Annotated in this window: 14 protein-coding genes; 5 read left to right on the forward strand and 9 right to left on the reverse strand. The window is 73.6% G+C overall.

Going from position 1 to position 14,659, the window contains the following annotated elements:
• Nucleotides 1–128 precede the first annotated feature (128 nt).
• Together ACH5AR_RS01730 and ACH5AR_RS01735 are read right to left on the reverse strand one after the other, a co-directional pair.
• Nucleotides 129–875 (reverse strand): hypothetical protein, encoded by a 747-nt coding sequence (locus ACH5AR_RS01730; RefSeq protein ID WP_396299352.1) that lies wholly within the window; start codon nt 873–875, stop codon nt 129–131.
• A gap of 327 nt (nt 876–1,202) precedes the next feature.
• Entirely contained in the window at nt 1,203–2,000 is a 798-nt protein-coding gene (locus ACH5AR_RS01735; protein WP_396299353.1) for an IclR family transcriptional regulator, read from the reverse strand.
• Between the two features lie 203 nt (nt 2,001–2,203).
• Here ACH5AR_RS01735 and aceB point away from each other — a divergent pair, with 203 nt between their 5' ends.
• Both aceB and ACH5AR_RS01745 read left to right on the forward strand, forming a co-directional pair.
• A complete protein-coding gene (gene aceB / locus ACH5AR_RS01740) occupies nt 2,204–3,856 on the forward strand; it encodes a malate synthase A (protein WP_396299354.1) in 1,653 nt (550 codons plus the stop codon).
• Between the two features lie 159 nt (nt 3,857–4,015).
• Complete coding sequence (locus ACH5AR_RS01745; RefSeq protein ID WP_396299355.1) at nt 4,016–4,417, forward strand: gamma-glutamylcyclotransferase; 402 nt, start codon at nt 4,016–4,018, stop codon at nt 4,415–4,417.
• Nucleotides 4,418–4,785: 368 nt separating this feature from the next.
• On the opposite strand, the gene ACH5AR_RS01750 is transcribed toward ACH5AR_RS01745, so the two are convergent.
• The 7 genes from ACH5AR_RS01750 to ACH5AR_RS01780 all read right to left on the reverse strand — a co-directional run bounded on the left by ACH5AR_RS01750 (nt 4,786) and on the right by ACH5AR_RS01780 (nt 10,924).
• Nucleotides 4,786–6,171, reverse strand: coding sequence for an 8-oxoguanine deaminase (locus ACH5AR_RS01750; RefSeq protein ID WP_396299356.1), 1,386 nt, complete (start codon nt 6,169–6,171; stop codon nt 4,786–4,788).
• Nucleotides 6,172–6,240: 69 nt separating this feature from the next.
• On the reverse strand, nt 6,241–7,719 hold the full coding sequence (locus ACH5AR_RS01755) for a nucleobase:cation symporter-2 family protein (RefSeq protein WP_396299357.1): 1,479 nt from the start codon (nt 7,717–7,719) through the stop codon (nt 6,241–6,243).
• Between the two features lie 313 nt (nt 7,720–8,032).
• A complete protein-coding gene (pucL, locus tag ACH5AR_RS01760; protein ID WP_396299358.1) occupies nt 8,033–8,953 on the reverse strand; it encodes a factor-independent urate hydroxylase in 921 nt (306 codons plus the stop codon).
• 33 nt (nt 8,954–8,986) lie between these two features.
• Nucleotides 8,987–9,322: a hydroxyisourate hydrolase gene (gene uraH / locus ACH5AR_RS01765; protein ID WP_396299359.1), complete on the reverse strand. Its 336-nt coding sequence runs from the start codon at nt 9,320–9,322 to the stop codon at nt 8,987–8,989.
• Nucleotides 9,323–9,539: 217 nt separating this feature from the next.
• Nucleotides 9,540–10,043: a 2-oxo-4-hydroxy-4-carboxy-5-ureidoimidazoline decarboxylase gene (gene uraD, locus ACH5AR_RS01770; protein WP_396299360.1), complete on the reverse strand. Its 504-nt coding sequence runs from the start codon at nt 10,041–10,043 to the stop codon at nt 9,540–9,542.
• A 249-nt stretch (nt 10,044–10,292) separates the two neighbouring features.
• On the reverse strand, nt 10,293–10,673 hold the full coding sequence (locus tag ACH5AR_RS01775) for a helix-turn-helix domain-containing protein (protein WP_396299361.1): 381 nt from the start codon (nt 10,671–10,673) through the stop codon (nt 10,293–10,295).
• Nucleotides 10,670–10,924, reverse strand: coding sequence for a thiamine-binding protein (locus ACH5AR_RS01780; RefSeq protein ID WP_396299362.1), 255 nt, complete (start codon nt 10,922–10,924; stop codon nt 10,670–10,672). The genes ACH5AR_RS01775 and ACH5AR_RS01780 overlap by 4 nt, the downstream gene beginning before the upstream one ends.
• Nucleotides 10,925–11,130: 206 nt before the next feature.
• Here ACH5AR_RS01780 and ACH5AR_RS01785 point away from each other — a divergent pair, with 206 nt between their 5' ends.
• The 3 genes from ACH5AR_RS01785 to ACH5AR_RS01795 all read left to right on the forward strand — a co-directional run bounded on the left by ACH5AR_RS01785 (nt 11,131) and on the right by ACH5AR_RS01795 (nt 14,599).
• Nucleotides 11,131–11,976 carry a TIM barrel protein gene (locus tag ACH5AR_RS01785; RefSeq protein WP_396299363.1) on the forward strand — a complete coding sequence of 282 codons (846 nt, stop codon included), beginning with the start codon at nt 11,131–11,133 and terminating at the stop codon, nt 11,974–11,976.
• A gap of 149 nt (nt 11,977–12,125) precedes the next feature.
• Entirely contained in the window at nt 12,126–13,010 is an 885-nt protein-coding gene (locus ACH5AR_RS01790; RefSeq protein ID WP_396299364.1) for a 2-hydroxy-3-oxopropionate reductase, read from the forward strand.
• Between the two features lie 446 nt (nt 13,011–13,456).
• On the forward strand, nt 13,457–14,599 hold the full coding sequence (locus ACH5AR_RS01795; protein WP_396299365.1) for a glycerate kinase: 1,143 nt from the start codon (nt 13,457–13,459) through the stop codon (nt 14,597–14,599).
• The last annotated feature ends 60 nt before the right edge of the window (nt 14,600–14,659 follow it).

Genomic DNA, 14,659 nt, shown 5'->3' on the forward strand with positions numbered 1-14,659 from the left:
GGCCCGCCGCCCCCGCCCCCCCCCGGGCCGGCCCCCGCGGGGCCGCGGCGCCGCCCGCCCCCGCCGCCCCCCCCCGCGGGGGCCGCGGCCCCCCCCCCCCCCCCCCGGGGGCCGGAGGGCGGGGCGACTCAGGCGCGGGCGGCCGGTTCGACCACCGTGATGTCGAACGGCTGCCGGTTGTTGCCCTCGTTCCGGTCGTCCACGCTGCGCACCGAGACCGAGCCGCCGCGCAGCCGGCCCACCGGCAGCTCCGGGTCGAGCCGGACCGGGACGAGGGCGGTCGCGCTGCGCCCCTGCCGCAGTCCGGGCCCGAAGACGCACCGCACGACGCGGCCGCGCCCCGTCACCTGGCAGTCGGACGGGAAGAACGGGCCCTGCGGGGTGACGCCCTCCGGCAGGGTCACCAGGACCGTGAACGGGGAGGCCGTGGTGCCCGGGCCACCGTTGGCGACGAAGGCGCGGACGGTGGTGGTGCCGCCGGGCACGGCCTGGTCCGGGTCCAGCCGGACCACCTCCAGGTCGGAGTCGGAGGGACGGTCCGTGACGGGTGCGGGCAGCGTGGAGGCCTCGGCGGTCTGCGCCCCGGCCCCCGCCCCGGCCCCTGTCCCCGCCCCTGTCCCCACCCCGGCCGTGGTCCCCGTCCCGGCCGAGGTCCCGGGCGTCACCGGGGCCGGCAGGGTGGAGGCCTCGGCCGTCACCGGTGCGGGCAGGGTGGACGGCGCCGGCGCACCGGTCGCGACGACCTCCACGGCGGGCCGGGGATCGGGCCGCCGCAGCGCCCAGGACGGGTCGGTGGCCAGCACCGTCACCGCGCACCCCGCTGCCACGGCCGCGACCAGCCCGGCCCCGCCGAACCCTCGGCCCCGATCCCTCACGGCGCGCGGCACGCTTCCGCGCGCCTGCTCTCCGCCCCGCACGCCGTCACGCCGTACGACACCTCGCCGTACGTCTCCGCCCAGTCCGTCGGCGCCCCGGGTCTCGGTACCCCTCGTCTCGACACCCCGCACGTCCCGGTGCTGCTGCTCCATCCCCGTTCACCCTGCCCTCGCTTCCCGGCCGCCCGCGCCGTCGCGGGCCGCGTCGGCACCAGGGTGGCCGAGCCGCCGCCGGAGCCCGGTGGCAACCCGCCCGTCGTCCGCTCGAACGGATGACGCCGCACGCCGCCCCGACCTGCCCGGCCGTCAACGGAGGTTGACGTTGGGTCAGGGAGCGAGGACCTGCCCCAGGCGGGTCGCGATCTGGTGCATCACCGGCACCAGCGAGGCCGTCCCGGCCTGCTCCTCCAGAGCGCGGATGCGGGCCTCCGGGCCGGAGACCGAGAGCGCGGTCGGGGTCGGCGCGCCCGGGACGGCGAGCGCGATGCAGCGGACGCCGATCTCCTGCTCCTGGTCGTCGACCACGTAGCCGCGCTCGCGCGCCTCGGCGAGCTGGCGCATCAGCTCCTGCGGGTCGGTGACCGTGTACTCGGTGTGTGCCGGCAGCGGGTTGGGGCCGAGGACGGCGCGGGCCTCGTCCTCGGGCAGCTGGGCGAGCAGGGCCTTGCCGACGCCGGTGCAGTGCGGCTGCACCCGCCGGCCGACCTCGGTGAACATCCGCATCGAGCGGCGCGACTGCACCTGGCCGACGTACACCACCTCGCCGCCCTCCAGTACCGCCAGGTTGGCGGTCTCGCCGGTGGCCTCCATGAGCTCGGCCAGGTACGGGCGGGCCCAGCTGCCGAGCAGCCGCCCGGCCGTCTCGCCGAGCCGGATCAGCCGGGGCCCGAGGGTGTAGCGGCGTGCCGTGTCCTGGCGGACATAGCCCTGCTGGACGAGGGTACGAACCAGGCGGTGGATGGTCGGCATCGGGAGGCCGGAACTCGTGGAGAGCTCACTGAGGGTGGCCACGCCGCCGGAGTCGGCCAGCGCCTCCAGGAGTTGGAAGGCGCGCTCGACGGACTGCACGCCACCGCCCGGGCGGTCGGCGCCCGTCGTCGATGCTTGGTCGGGGGTCGCAACCACCGGCGTTCCCTTCACTGTCGGGGAGGAGTAGAGTCCCGGCGATCTCTTCAACAAACCGTTGAAATTCTGTATCGCGGAAACTAGTCTCCACCTTACAGAATCGAACTCGCCGACAGGGCGGGTTCCGATCGAGGAAGTTCCCCGAGGAAGTTCCCACCGGAGCTCCCTCCGCCAGGTTCAACCGTCTTAGGAGTGTCCTGCTCATGGCTGCAGATCAGGGGCCCGTCGGCGCCTCCCCCGCCGCTCCGGTCGTCACTGTCGCCGGTCCTCGCGTCCACCGGGCGGAGGAGGTGCTCACTCCGGAGGCGATCGCCTTCGTCGCCGGGCTCCACCGCTCCTTCGAGGGGCGCCGACAGGAACTGTTGGCCGGGCGCAAGGCGCGCCGTGCCGAGATCGCCGCCACCGGCACGCTGGACTTCCTCCCCGAGACCGCCGACATCCGCGCCGGGGACTGGAAGGTCGCCGAGGCGCCGCGCGCGCTCCAGGACCGCCGGGTGGAGATCACCGGCCCGACCGACCGCAAGATGGTCGTCAACGCGCTCAACTCCGGCGCCAGGATCTGGCTCGCGGACTTCGAGGACGCCACCTCCCCGACCTGGGAGAACGTGGTCGGCGGCCAGGTCAACCTGATCGACGCCTTCGAGGGCCGGATCGACTTCACCAGCGCGGCCGGCAAGGCGTACACCCTCAAGCCCGCCGCCGAGCTCGCCACCGTCGTGGTCCGCCCGCGCGGCTGGCACCTGGACGAGAACCACCTGCTGGTGGACGGCACCCCGGTGGCCGGCGCGTTCGTCGACTTCGGCCTCTACTTCTTCCACAACGCGGCCCGGCTGCTCGCCAGGGGCGCCGACGACCCCAACTCCGGCCCGTACTTCTACCTGCCCAAGACCGAGAGCCACCTCGAAGCCCGGCTCTGGAACGACGTGTTCACCCACGCCCAGGCCGAACTCGGCATCCCGCACGGCACCATCCGGGCGACCGTGCTGATCGAGACCATCACCGCCGCGTTCGAGATGGACGAGATCCTCTACGAGCTGCGAGACCACGCGGCCGGCCTCAACGCCGGACGCTGGGACTACCTGTTCTCGATCGTCAAGAACTTCCGCGACGCCGGCGCGCACTACGTCCTGCCGGACCGCAACGGCGTCACCATGGCCTCGCCGTTCATGGCCGCCTACACCCGGCTGCTGGTGCGGACCTGCCACCGGCGTGGCGCCCATGCGATCGGCGGGATGGCCGCGTTCATCCCCAGCCGCAAGGACCCCGAGGTCAACGCGGCGGCGCTGGCCAAGGTCAAGGCGGACAAGGACCGCGAGGCCGGGAACGGCTTCGACGGCTCCTGGGTCGCCCATCCGGACCTGGTGCCGGTCGCCCGGGCCTCCTTCGACGCGGTGCTCGGCGAGCGGCCGCACCAGAAGGACAACCCCGGCCCGGCCGAGCCGGTGACCGCCGCCCAGCTGCTCGACATCGCCGGGGCCGGCGGCAGCTGCACCCGCGCGGGGCTGCACAACGCCGTCCAGGTCGGCATCCGCTACATCGAGGCCTGGCTGCGCGGCCTCGGGGCCGTCGGCATCTTCAACATGATGGAGGACGCCGCCACCGCCGAGATCTCCCGCTCGCAGATCTGGCAGTGGATCCACAACGGGGTCGTGCTGTCCGACACCGGCGAGAAGGCCACCGCGGAGCTGGTCCGCGCCCTGGTCGCCGAGGAGCTGGCCGAACTGCGCGCCGGGCTGGGCGACGAGGCCTACGGCGCCGGCCGCTGGGGCGAGGCCGCCGAGCTCTTCGAGCAGGTCGCCCTGGCCGAGGAGTTCGAGGACTTCCTGACCCTCCCCGCGCTGCCCCTGCTGGGCTGAGCCCCACCCACCCGCCGGTGCCACCGCTGCCGCTCCCCGGGCCGTACGCCCGCCAGGCCGCGGTACCCGGCGGTCCACCACTCCGTTCCGCACGGCGACGAATCCACCTGTCCTCTCGTCGCCGTGCGGAACGGTCCTTTCCATCCGAGGAGTCCTCCCATGGCGCGCATGTTCTTCAACGGCCAGGCGATGGTCGGCGGTCCGTTCCACGCGAAGGTCGCCGACTCGCTGATCGGGTCGGCCAGGACCGCACCCGGCTACCGCTTCTTCTCCATCGACCACAGCGGCGGGACGGACGTCTGCCCCGGGCTGCTGGCCGACCCCCAGGTGGACACCGCCATCGAGGGCGAGCTGTACGACATCCCGCTGGAGCGGCTGCGGGACGTCATCCTGCCGGGTGAGCCGCGGGAGCTGGAGCTGGGCGTCATCGAGCTGGAGGACGGCTCCGCGTGCCTGTCCATGCTGCTCTCCCGGGGCGAGCTGGAGCGCGGCGTCCACCGCGAGATCACCCACCACGGCGGCTGGCGCGCCTACCTGGCGACGATCGGGCGCGGGGCCTGACAGGCCCGCAGGGGCACCCTGCGAGCCGCAGCCGGTGCCCGCCGTAGGGCGCTGCCCGCCGTAGCACGCTGTCCGTAGCCGGCTGGCCGTAGCCCACAGCCCGTAGACCGCAGCCCCGGACCCTCGCCGTGGGTCCGGGGCTGCGGTCCGCGCGCCCGGGGTAGGCGGATGAGGCGAACAGATGTCAGGCGACGGACGACGGCCGACAGATGACAGATGACGAAAGTTGTCAGCTGTCACCTGTCCGCCGTCATCCGCCCGCCGCCCGCCGCCCGTCGTCCACCCGCCCAAGAGGCGCGCGGAGCCCGGGGGCGCACCGTCCCTGGGCGCCCCCGGAGTGCGGGGTGGGTGCCGTACCGGCCCGGGGGTCAGCGCGGACGGGCCGCCAGCTCACGGGCGGCCCGGGCGCAGTCGCGCGCGATCCGGTCCTCGTTGACGGTGGTCAGCTGCCCCTTCTCGACCACCGCGTTGCCGTTGACGAACAGCACCGACAGCGGCGGCAGGGCGCCGAAGGTGAGCGCGGCCACCGGGTCGGCGATGGACGAGTGCATGATTCCGTCGATCTTCCACAGCGCCAGGTCCGCGAGCTTGCCGACCTCGATCGAGCCGATCTCGTCCTGTCGGCCGAGCACCCGGGCGCCGCCCATGGTGCCCAGCCGCAGCGCCTGCCGCCCGGTCAGCGCGGCGGGGGAGCCGTGCAGCCGGTTGATCAGCAGGGCGTTGCGCAGCTCCGTGCCCAGCTCGCCGGACTCGTTGGAGGCGGTGCCGTCCACCCCGAGCCCGACCGGGACTCCGGCCCGCAGCATGTCGGGCACCCGGGCGATGCCGGCCCCCAGGCGGGCGTTGGAGGAGGGGCAGTGGGCGACGCCGGTGCCGGTCTCGGCGAACTTGGCGATGTCGGAGTCGTTCATGTGCACGCAGTGCGCCATCCAGACGTCCTCGCCGAGCCAGCCCACCGACTCGAAGTAGTCGGTCGGCCCCATGCCGAACAGCTCGTGGCAGAACCGTTCCTCCTCGGCCGTCTCCGAGCCGTGGGTGTGCAGCCGGACGCCCTTGCGGCGGGCGAGTTCGGCGGACTGGCGGAGCAGGTCGGTGGAGACGGAGAAGGGCGAACAGGGGGCGAGCGCGACGTGCAGCATCGAGCCGAAGGAGGAGTCGTGGTAGCGGTCCACGGCGGCCTCGGAGGCGGCCAGGATGTCGTCGAGCTCCTCGACCGCGTGGTCCGGCGGCAGTCCGCCGTCCTTCTGCGAGCGGTCCATCGAGCCGCGCAGCGCGGTGAACCGCAGGCCGAGCTCCCGGACGGCCTCGACGGAGGCGCCGAGGACGTCGCCGCCGTCCTTCGGGAAGACGTAGTGGTGGTCCGAGGCGGTGGTGCAGCCGGACTTGAGCAGGGCGGCGGCGGAGCCCTGGGAGGCGGCGTGCACGAGCTGCTCGTCGACCCGGGCCCAGGTCGGGTAGAGGGCGACCAGCCAGTCGAACAGGATGTCGTCCTGGGCCAGGCCGCGGGTGATCCACTGGTAGAAGTGGTGGTGGGTGTTGACCAGGCCGGGGGTGACCAGGTGGCCCTCGCCGTTGATCCGGCGCACCACGTTGTCCAGCCACGCGGGCGCGGGGCCGTCGCCCACCGCCTCGATGGTGTTGCCGAGGAGGACCACGTGGCCGCGGGCGTACTCGGTGTCGTTCGCGTCCACGGTGGCGATCGCGACGTTCTCGATCACGATCCGCTGGTCGGCGGGCGGGGGCTGGACTGCCATGGTGTGACTCCTAGGGGGAGGGCCGGGAGGGGGCGCGCGCCGTGTCGGGCGCACGCCCCTCCCGGCCGGTCAGGACGGTGTCGCCGTGGGCACCGTCGCGCCGGAGGACCGGCCGGACCTCGATCGGCGGGCGGCCCCGACGTGGTGGAAGAGCAGGTTGAGCAGGACGGCCATCACGCAGCCGGCCGAGATCCCCGAGTGCAGCAGGGTCCGGGCGGCCTCCGGGAAGGAGTCGTAGAAGGTCGGCACGGCGATCGGGATGATGCCGACGCCGAGCGAGACCGACACCAGGATGGTGTTCGAGCTGGACTCCATCCCGGCCTCCGCGAGGGTGCGGATGCCGCTGGCGGCGACGGTGCCGAAGAGCACGATCCCGGCGCCGCCGAGGACGGGCTGCGGAACCAGCGAGACGACCGAGCCCAGCACGGGGAACAGCCCCAGCAGGACCAGGATGCCTCCGCCGGCCGCGACCACGAAGCGGCTGCGGATCCTCGTCAGCGCCACCAGCCCGATGTTCTGGGCGAAGGCACTGGCGGCGAAGCCGTTGAAGACCGGACTGATCGCGGTGGCCAGACCGTCGGCCCGCAGGCCGGCGGCGAGGGTGGGTTCGTCCGCCTCGCGGTCGACGATCTTGCCGAGGGCGAGCATGTCGGCGGTGGACTCGGTCATCGAGACCACCATGACGATGCACATCGAGAGGATGGCGGCCGCGTCGAACACGGGCGCGCCGAAGTGGAACGGGGAGGGGAGCGAGAAGATCTGCGCGTCCCGGACCGCGCCGAAGTCGGCGAGCCCCAACGGGAAGGCGACCAGGGTGCCGAGCGCCAGTCCGATGAGCAGGGACAGCTGCTGCCAGAAGCCGCGCAGCAGCCGGTTGCAGAGCACCACCGCGACGAGGGTGATCGCGGCGAGGCCGACGGCCCGCATGGAGCCGTACCCGGGGGCGCCCGGCGAGCCGCCGCGCGCCCAGTTGACCGCCACCGGAAGCAGGGACACCCCGATGAGGGTGATCACGGTGCCCTGGACGACCGGGGGGAAGAACCGGATGAGCTTGCAGAAGTACGGTGCCGCGAGGAAGCACAGGAGCCCCGCGACGATCACCGCTCCGAAGATGACCGGGAGGGCCTCCTTGGGGCCTCCCGTCCGTTCGATGGAGCCCTTGGCGATGGCGATCATGGGCGCGACCCCCGCGAAGGAGACGCCGTTCACGAACGGCAGTCGCGCGCCGATCTTCCAGACGCCGAGGGTCTGGAGGAGGGTGGCCAGCCCGGCGGTGAACAGGCTGGCCGATATGAGCAGGGCGAGTTCGGTGGGGGAGAGCCCGACGCCGGCGCCGACGATCAGCGGGGGTGCGACGACCCCCGCGTACATCGCGGCGACGTGCTGGAGCCCGGTGGAGAACAGCTTCACCGGGGGCAGCATCTCGTCCACGGGGTGGATCACGGCCCCGGGCGGTTCGCCGGGGAGGTGCGCCGACGCGTCGTCCGGGCCGTTCGTTCTTGCCGGGGTGGAACCGCCGTCTGTACTGCTGGTGCTGCTGGGTGCCATGTCGAGCCCCTCTTGTGCCCGTGGCTCCCGGCGCGCCCGTGGCGCTGGAGTGCGGCTGGTGCTGATCTGACCGAGGACGGGACGGCGGTGCAAGGATTCCTCGGTCGGCCTCTCCAGTGCCCCGGGCCGGCCGCCGCGAGGCAGACACGAACTCCGGTGGGTGGGGGTGGAGAAACTGCTGGTACGGATGGAACGCGGGGTGCCGCGCCGGATGGTGCCGGGGGTGGGGGCGCAGCGGCCCGCCCGGATTCGACCGGCCCGTGGGGACCGGTGGGTGCGGCGACTCCGGGCGGCGTCCACCTGGTGGGGGAGGTCAGGCGACCGGGATGACCGGGACGACGCCCTCGCGGTGCACGGTGCCCTCGATCAGGCCGTACATGCGGTCCGCGGCGAAGTAGACCTCGTTCTCGTTCTTGAGGCCGAACGGTTCCAGGTCGACCAGGAAGTGGTGCTTGTTCGGCAGTTCGAGGCGGACCTCGTCCACCTCGGCGCGGTTGTTGAGGACCCGGGTGCCCATCGCGTGCAGGGTCTGCTGCAGCGAGTAGGAGTAGGTCTCGGCGAACGCCTCCAGCAGGTGCCGCTTCACCTGGGAGTAGGAGCGGTTCCAGTTGGGCTGGGCCTCGCCGTCCTTCCCGCTGTAGCCGAACTTCCAGCGGGCGGTGACCTGGGTGGCGAGGATGCGGTCGTACGCCTCCTGGAGGGTGGTGTAGCGGTCCTTGATGTAGCCCCAGAACTCCGAGTTGGTGGAGTTCATGACGACCAGGTCCTTCAGGCCGGAGACGACCTGGACGCACTGCCCGTCGTAGACGATCTCGCTGGTGCGGACCTCCTGGCCGCTGCGGACGAAGGAGTGGCCGACCTCCTCCGAGCCGATGAAGCGCGCCGAGCTGTCCGGCGTCCGGATCCGGTCCCAGGCGTACTCCTCGATCCGGATCCGGGCGCTGTGCACGACGCCGCGCTCGGTGTTGTCGACGAAGTGGCGGGCCAAGAGGATGCCGAACGCCTCGGCCGACTCGATGCCGTGCTCCTTGGCGAAGGCGTAGACGGTGTTCTTGGTGGTGTCGGTGGGAAGGCAGTTGGCGTTGGACCCGGTGAGGTGGACGTCCTCGAACTCGCCGCGGAGCGAGACCGAGACGTTCAGGTCCTTGATCTCGTGCCGGGTGGAGTCGCGGGAGATCCGGACGATGCGGTTCTCCGCCTTGCCGTACTGGTTCTGGCCGAGCACGTGGGCCATGACGTGGCTCCTAAGCTTTTCAAGGTCGGTCCACTAGCTTCCGCGGTAGACCGAGTATCCGAACGGGTTGAGCAGCAGCGGCACGTGGTAGTGGTGCTGTTCGGGCGCGACCGTGAAGACGATCGAGACCTCGGGGAAGAACGGCGGCTCGGCGGACCGGGACGCGTGGTACGCGCGGGTGTCGAAGAGCAGCCGGACGACCGAGCCCGCCTCCACGGCCGGCAGGTCCTTGACCCGGCCGTCGGAGTCCGTGGCGGAGGTGCCGAGCACCTGCCAGCCACCCTCGGTGTGCAGTGCGAGCTCGACCGGGACGCCCTCGGCCGGGTGGCCGAGGCTGGTGTCGAGCACGTGGGTGGAGATGCCAGTCATGGGTGAAGTGACCTTACTGATGGCAGAGGTGACGTTACGTCAGTCATTCTGGAGCGAGACGCCCGACGGGAGTCGGCGTGACGCGGTGCGGTGCTGCGGATGCGTCGTGGGGGTGGGACGCGCTGCGGCGCACCGGGCCGCGCAGCGCGGTGTGGCGGTGCAGCGCGGTGTGGCGGTGCGACGCGGTGCGACCGCGACGAGGGGTCCTGACGGTACGTCAGCTCGCGTCGAGCAGGCGGACGAGCCGGATGTCGTTGATCTTGCGCAGCTCCCCGCGGACGATCTCCGCCTCGGTGGCGGCGTCGTTGGGCTGGCGCTCGCGCAGCGCGGCGAGCATGCCGACCGCGGTGCGACCGGTCGCGCAGATCAGGAACACGTGGCCGAACTTCGCCTCGTAGGCGGCGTTGGCCTCGCGCAGTTCGTCCAGGACGGCCTGGTCGACGCCCTGGACGCCGGCCTGTTCGCGCTCGGAGGTGGCGTCGCCGGCCGTGGGCTCGCCGATCCGGGCGTGGCCGGCCATCGCGTCGGCCAGGTCCTCGGTCGTCAGCGACGCCATGGCGGCCGCGTTGGCGGCGAGCAGGGCCTCGCGGTCGGACCAGGGGGCGGACGCCGCGACGGCGGCGGCCCAGCGGGGGCTGGAGCACACCTCCAGCAGGATCTTCTCCAACTGCGCGGCGTCGGCCGCGGCCAGGGCGTCAAGGGAGTGGGGGCGGTTGGTCACGGGTGGACCTCCTGAAGAGTGGTGCCACCCGGAAAAGCTAGATCGGGCCCACCCGGCCGTCAACACTTTGTTGATCGGTTGGTGGTTACGTTTTGAACCGGCCCGCGATGTCGGGCCCTTTCGTGTGCGATTCGCCAAGTGTGCCCCGCCGTGGGCCGATCCAGTCCTGCCGTACCGGCGGGGCCACCCGTTCGAAAGCCCCTCGGACGGGGCTCCGGCGCGCGCCTCCGAGGGCGTCGGAGCCGGACCTCAGGACGACTTCGCGCCGTCCTGACGGTTCAGGTAGTTGTACACGGTGAAGCGGCTGACGCCCAGGGCGGAGGCGACGGTCTCCACGCCGTGGCGGACGGTGAACGCGCCGCGCTCCTCCAGCAGGGCGACGACCCGCTGCTTCTCCAGGCGGTCGAGCTCCGCGAGCGGCCGGCCGTCGAACTGGCGGGCCATCTCGGCGAGCAGCCGGTCCAGCGCGCTGCTCAGGTGCGGCAGCCGGACGGCCAGGGCGGGAGCGCCCTCCCACTCCAGGACCACGTCGTCGGGCTTCGCCTCGTCCATCGGGACGACGGTCGCGCCGACCGCGGCCAGCAGCGGTTTCACCGCCGCGGCGAGCGGGTGTTCCACGTTCTCGGTCACGGCGTACCGTCCTCCTCTCCCAGCACGCTGACCTGGACCGAGATCCGGGTCGCCCCGGCGTCCAGGGTCTCCTTGAGCAGCCTGGACACCGCGGCCAGCACCTGTTCGGCCCCGCCCTCGGCACCGGTGCCGAACGGGCCGACCGACACGTCCAGGCCGGCCTCGTCGACGGCCCGGCGGGCCGCCGCGGCGTGCTCCGGGAACGTGTCCAGTTCGAACGGTTCTGTCGTGAACTCCACCATCAATCGCACGGGGTCACTGTAGCGAGCGGGGGTGCGGGCGGGCAGGGGTCCCGGGTGCCGAACGGTCCGGCCCCCGCGGACGGCGCGTCGCGGAGCTGCTTCAACAAAATGTTGCGACTCCCTTGACACTCGCTCGACGGGCCGGAGATGCTTCCACCACACAGAATCCCTCTTCCGGATCGTGGAAGTTGCGGATGCGGGAAGAGAGATGAGAGGTGAGTGACGTGACGGCGGCTGCCAAGCACGGCTTCACGGTCAACCTGTCGATCCTGTTCGGCGAACTGCCGCTCCTGGAGCGCCCCGCCGCGGCCGCCGCGGCCGGCTTCACGGCCGCCGAACTCTGGTGGCCCTTCGGTGCCGAACACGACCCCTCCCAGGCGGAACTGGACGCGCTGCGCAAGGCGTTCACCGACGCCGGCGTCCGGCTCACCGGGCTGAACCTCCTCGACGACCTGAGCAGCGGCGCCCGCGGGACGGTCTCGGTGCCGTCCGAGCGGGACCGCTTCCGCGCCAACGTCCCGGTCGCCGCGGAGCTCGCCGCCTCGCTCGGGGCCACCGCGCTCAACGCGCTGTACGGCAACCGGGTCGAGGGCGTCGACCCGGCCGAGCAGGACGCGCTCGCGCTGGAGCACCTGGTGCTCGCCGCGCGGGCCGCGCACGGCATCGGCGCCGTGCTGCTGATCGAGGCCCTGAACCGGGCCGAGTCGCCCGACTACCCGCTGGTCTCCGCCGCCGCCGCGGTCGACGTGGTCGACCGGGTCAACGCCGCCACCGGCCTGGGGAACGCCCGGTTCCTCTGCGACCTGTACCACCTGGCCAGGAACGGCGAGGACCTGGCGGCGGTCATCGACACGTACGCCGACCGCATCGGCCACGTGCAGATCGCCGACACCCCGGGCCGCAACGAGCCCGGCACCGGCGAGCTGGACTTCGAGGACCTGTTCGCCCGTCTCACGGCCGCGGGCTACAGCGGCTCGATCGGCCTGGAGTACCGCCCCTCCACCGGCGTCAGCGCCGACAGCTTCGGGTGGCTGCCGCGCGAGCTGCGCGCCGCCCGGTGACGGCGCCCGCCGTCGCCCGGTAGCGCTCCGCCCGGCCGTGCGCCGCGGCCCGGCCGTGCACCACCGCCCGGTGGCGCGCGCCGCCGTCCCGTAGCGCGCGCCGCCACCCCGCCCAACCTCCCACCCGCACACGTAAGGAACTCGACGCGATGAGCCGCAAGATCGCCTTCATCGGCCTCGGCATCATGGGCAGCCCGATGGCCGCCAACCTGGTCAAGGCCGGCCACCACGTCACCGGCTTCAACCTCACCCAGCCGCCGATCGACGCCCTGGTCGCGGCCGGCGGCCACGGCGCCACCAGCATCGCGGAGGCGGTGAAGGACGCCGAGGTGGTCATCACCATGGTGCCCGCCGACCCGCAGGTCGAGCAGGTCGTCCTGGGCGAGGGCGGCGTGCTGGAGAACGTCGCGCCCGGCACCCTGGTGATCGACATGTCCTCGATCACCCCGCAGACCTCGGTCAAGGTCGAGGCCGCCGCCCGGGAGAAGGGCGTCCGCACCCTGGACGCCCCGGTCTCGGGCGGCGAGGCCGGGGCCGTCGAGGCGGTCCTGTCGATCATGGTCGGCGGCGCCGCCGAGGACTTCGCCGAGGCCAAGCCGCTGTTCGACGCGCTGGGCACCACGGTCGTCCACGTCGGCCCGGCCGGCGCCGGCCAGACCGTCAAGGCCGCCAACCAGCTGATCGTCGCGGTCAACATCCAGGTGCTCGCCGAGGCCGTGGTGTTCCTGGAGAAGGCCGGCGTCGACCTCGCGGCGGCGCTGGACGTGCTCGGCGGCGGCCTGGCCGGCTCCACCGTGCTCAACCGCAAGCGGGCGAACATGCTGAACCGCGAGTTCGCCCCCGGCTTCCGGATCGACCTCCACCACAAGGACATGGGCATCGTCACCGACGCCGCCCGCGCCGTGGGCGCCGCGCTGCCGGTCGGCGCCGTGGTGGCCCAACTGGTCGCCTCCGCCCGGGCCAACGGCGACGGCTCGCTCGACCACTCGGCGCTCCTGCGCGGCGTCGAGCGGCTCTCCGGGCGCGAGGTGTAACCCGCCCCCCCCCGCGGGGGCTCCCGCCCGGGAGCCCCCGCCCCGGACTCCTCCTGGCGGCGTGTACCCATCCGGTCGTGCCCGCGCCGCCAGGAGGCCGGACCCGACCGGCGTGCGGGCCGGGGCTCATCCGCCCGCCCGTCGGTCGATCCAAGCCGGTGACGCGTACGTCCCCCTGGGGGCATCCGGTTGTGCCCGGTACGCGTCGCCCGGCCCCCTCCCCGCCGAGGGGAGCCCCCCGTACGTCGGAAGCGGGCGGGGGAAACGGCGGGGAGGGGGCGCACCCCGCGGGCCGACTCCGGCCCGCCCCGGTGGCCGGACCCGACCGCGCCGAACCGCGCGGGGCCGGGCCGCGCCGGAGTCTCGCACCCCCGGGCCGCCCGGGCCCATGCTGGACGCACGCCGCAGGACCACTGCCAGACCCGTACGGAAGCGAGGACCGCACCATGCCCCCCACCTCCCACCAGGGCCATGTGGTCGTCGCCCCCGACAAGTTCAAGGGCAGCCTGGAGGGCGCCGAGGTGGCGGCCCGCATCGCCGCCGGCATCCGGCGCGCCGCGCCCGGCACCGAGGTGCGCGAACTGCCCGTCGCCGACGGCGGCGAGGGCACCCTGGCCGCCGCGCTCGCGGCCGGTTTCCGCTGCGTCCCGGCCAAGGTGGCCGGCCCGACCGGACTGCCCGTGGACGCCGCGCTGGCCGTCCGGGGCGACACCGCCGTGATCGAGCTGGCGCAGGCCAGCGGCCTCGCCCGGCTGCCCGGCGGGCGCACCGCCCCGCTGACGGCGGGCTCCTACGGGGTCGGCCAGCTGATCGCGAAAGCCGTCTCGCTCGGCGTCGGGCGGATCGTGCTGGGCCTCGGCGGCAGCGCCGGCACGGACGGCGGCGCCGGTATGGCCCAGGCGCTCGGGGTGCGGCTGCGCGACGCCGAGGGCGCCGAACTCCCGCCCGGCGGAGCCGCGTTGCGCCGGCTCGCGGAGATCGACCTCGGCCGGCTGGCCGACACCCTGGGCGGGGTCGAGGTGGTGGTGGCCTGCGACGTGGACAACCCGCTGCTCGGGCCGCGCGGCGCGGCCGCCGTCTACGGCCCGCAGAAGGGCGCCGACGGCGAGGACCTGGTGGTCCTGGAGGCGGGGCTGGCCCGGTTCGCCGACCTGGTCGCCGGGGCCACCGGGCGGGACGTCCGGGAGGCCCCCGGCGCCGGCGCCGCGGGCGGGGTGGGCTTCGCCGCCCTCGCCCTGCTCGGCGCCACCATGCGCCCCGGCATCGAGCTGCTGCTCGACCTGCTGGGCTTCGACGGGGCCGTGCGTGGGGCACGCCTCGTCGTGACCGGCGAGGGCTGCCTGGACGCGCAGACGCTCCACGGCAAGGCCCCCGCCGGGGTCGCCGCCGCGGCCACCAGGGCGGGGGTCCGGGTGGCCGCGGTGGCCGGCCGGCTGGAGCTCTCCGAGCCCGAGTGGCGGGCCGCCGGCTTCACCGCCGCGATCGCCCTGACCGACCTGGCCGAGCGGCCGGGGGAGAGCATGGCCAGGGCCGCCGAACTGGCCGAACTCGCGGGAGAGCGGCTGGCCGGGCGGCTCCTCCCGGGCTGAACCCCGGGGCGCACCGGCCGCTTCCACGGGCCGGGCCCTTCGGAGGATCATCCATTGACG

Source organism: Kitasatospora sp. NPDC018619 (genome assembly GCF_044391605.1).
Taxonomy (GTDB): domain Bacteria; phylum Actinomycetota; class Actinomycetes; order Streptomycetales; family Streptomycetaceae; genus Kitasatospora.

Excerpts from the sequence above, each read along its gene's own strand:
- aceB (WP_396299354.1), top strand. The coding sequence starts at position 2,204 with ATGGCTGCAGATCAGGGGCCCGTCGGCGCCTCCCCCGCCGCTCCGGTC.
- ACH5AR_RS01745 (WP_396299355.1), top strand. The coding sequence starts at position 4,016 with ATGGCGCGCATGTTCTTCAACGGCCAGGCGATGGTCGGCGGTCCGTTC.
- ACH5AR_RS01750 (WP_396299356.1), bottom strand. The coding sequence starts at position 6,171 with ATGGCAGTCCAGCCCCCGCCCGCCGACCAGCGGATCGTGATCGAGAAC.
- ACH5AR_RS01755 (WP_396299357.1), bottom strand. The coding sequence starts at position 7,719 with ATGGCACCCAGCAGCACCAGCAGTACAGACGGCGGTTCCACCCCGGCA.
- pucL (WP_396299358.1), bottom strand. The coding sequence starts at position 8,953 with ATGGCCCACGTGCTCGGCCAGAACCAGTACGGCAAGGCGGAGAACCGC.
- uraH (WP_396299359.1), bottom strand. The coding sequence starts at position 9,322 with ATGACTGGCATCTCCACCCACGTGCTCGACACCAGCCTCGGCCACCCG.
- ACH5AR_RS01790 (WP_396299364.1), top strand. The coding sequence starts at position 12,126 with ATGAGCCGCAAGATCGCCTTCATCGGCCTCGGCATCATGGGCAGCCCG.
- ACH5AR_RS01795 (WP_396299365.1), top strand. The coding sequence starts at position 13,457 with ATGCCCCCCACCTCCCACCAGGGCCATGTGGTCGTCGCCCCCGACAAG.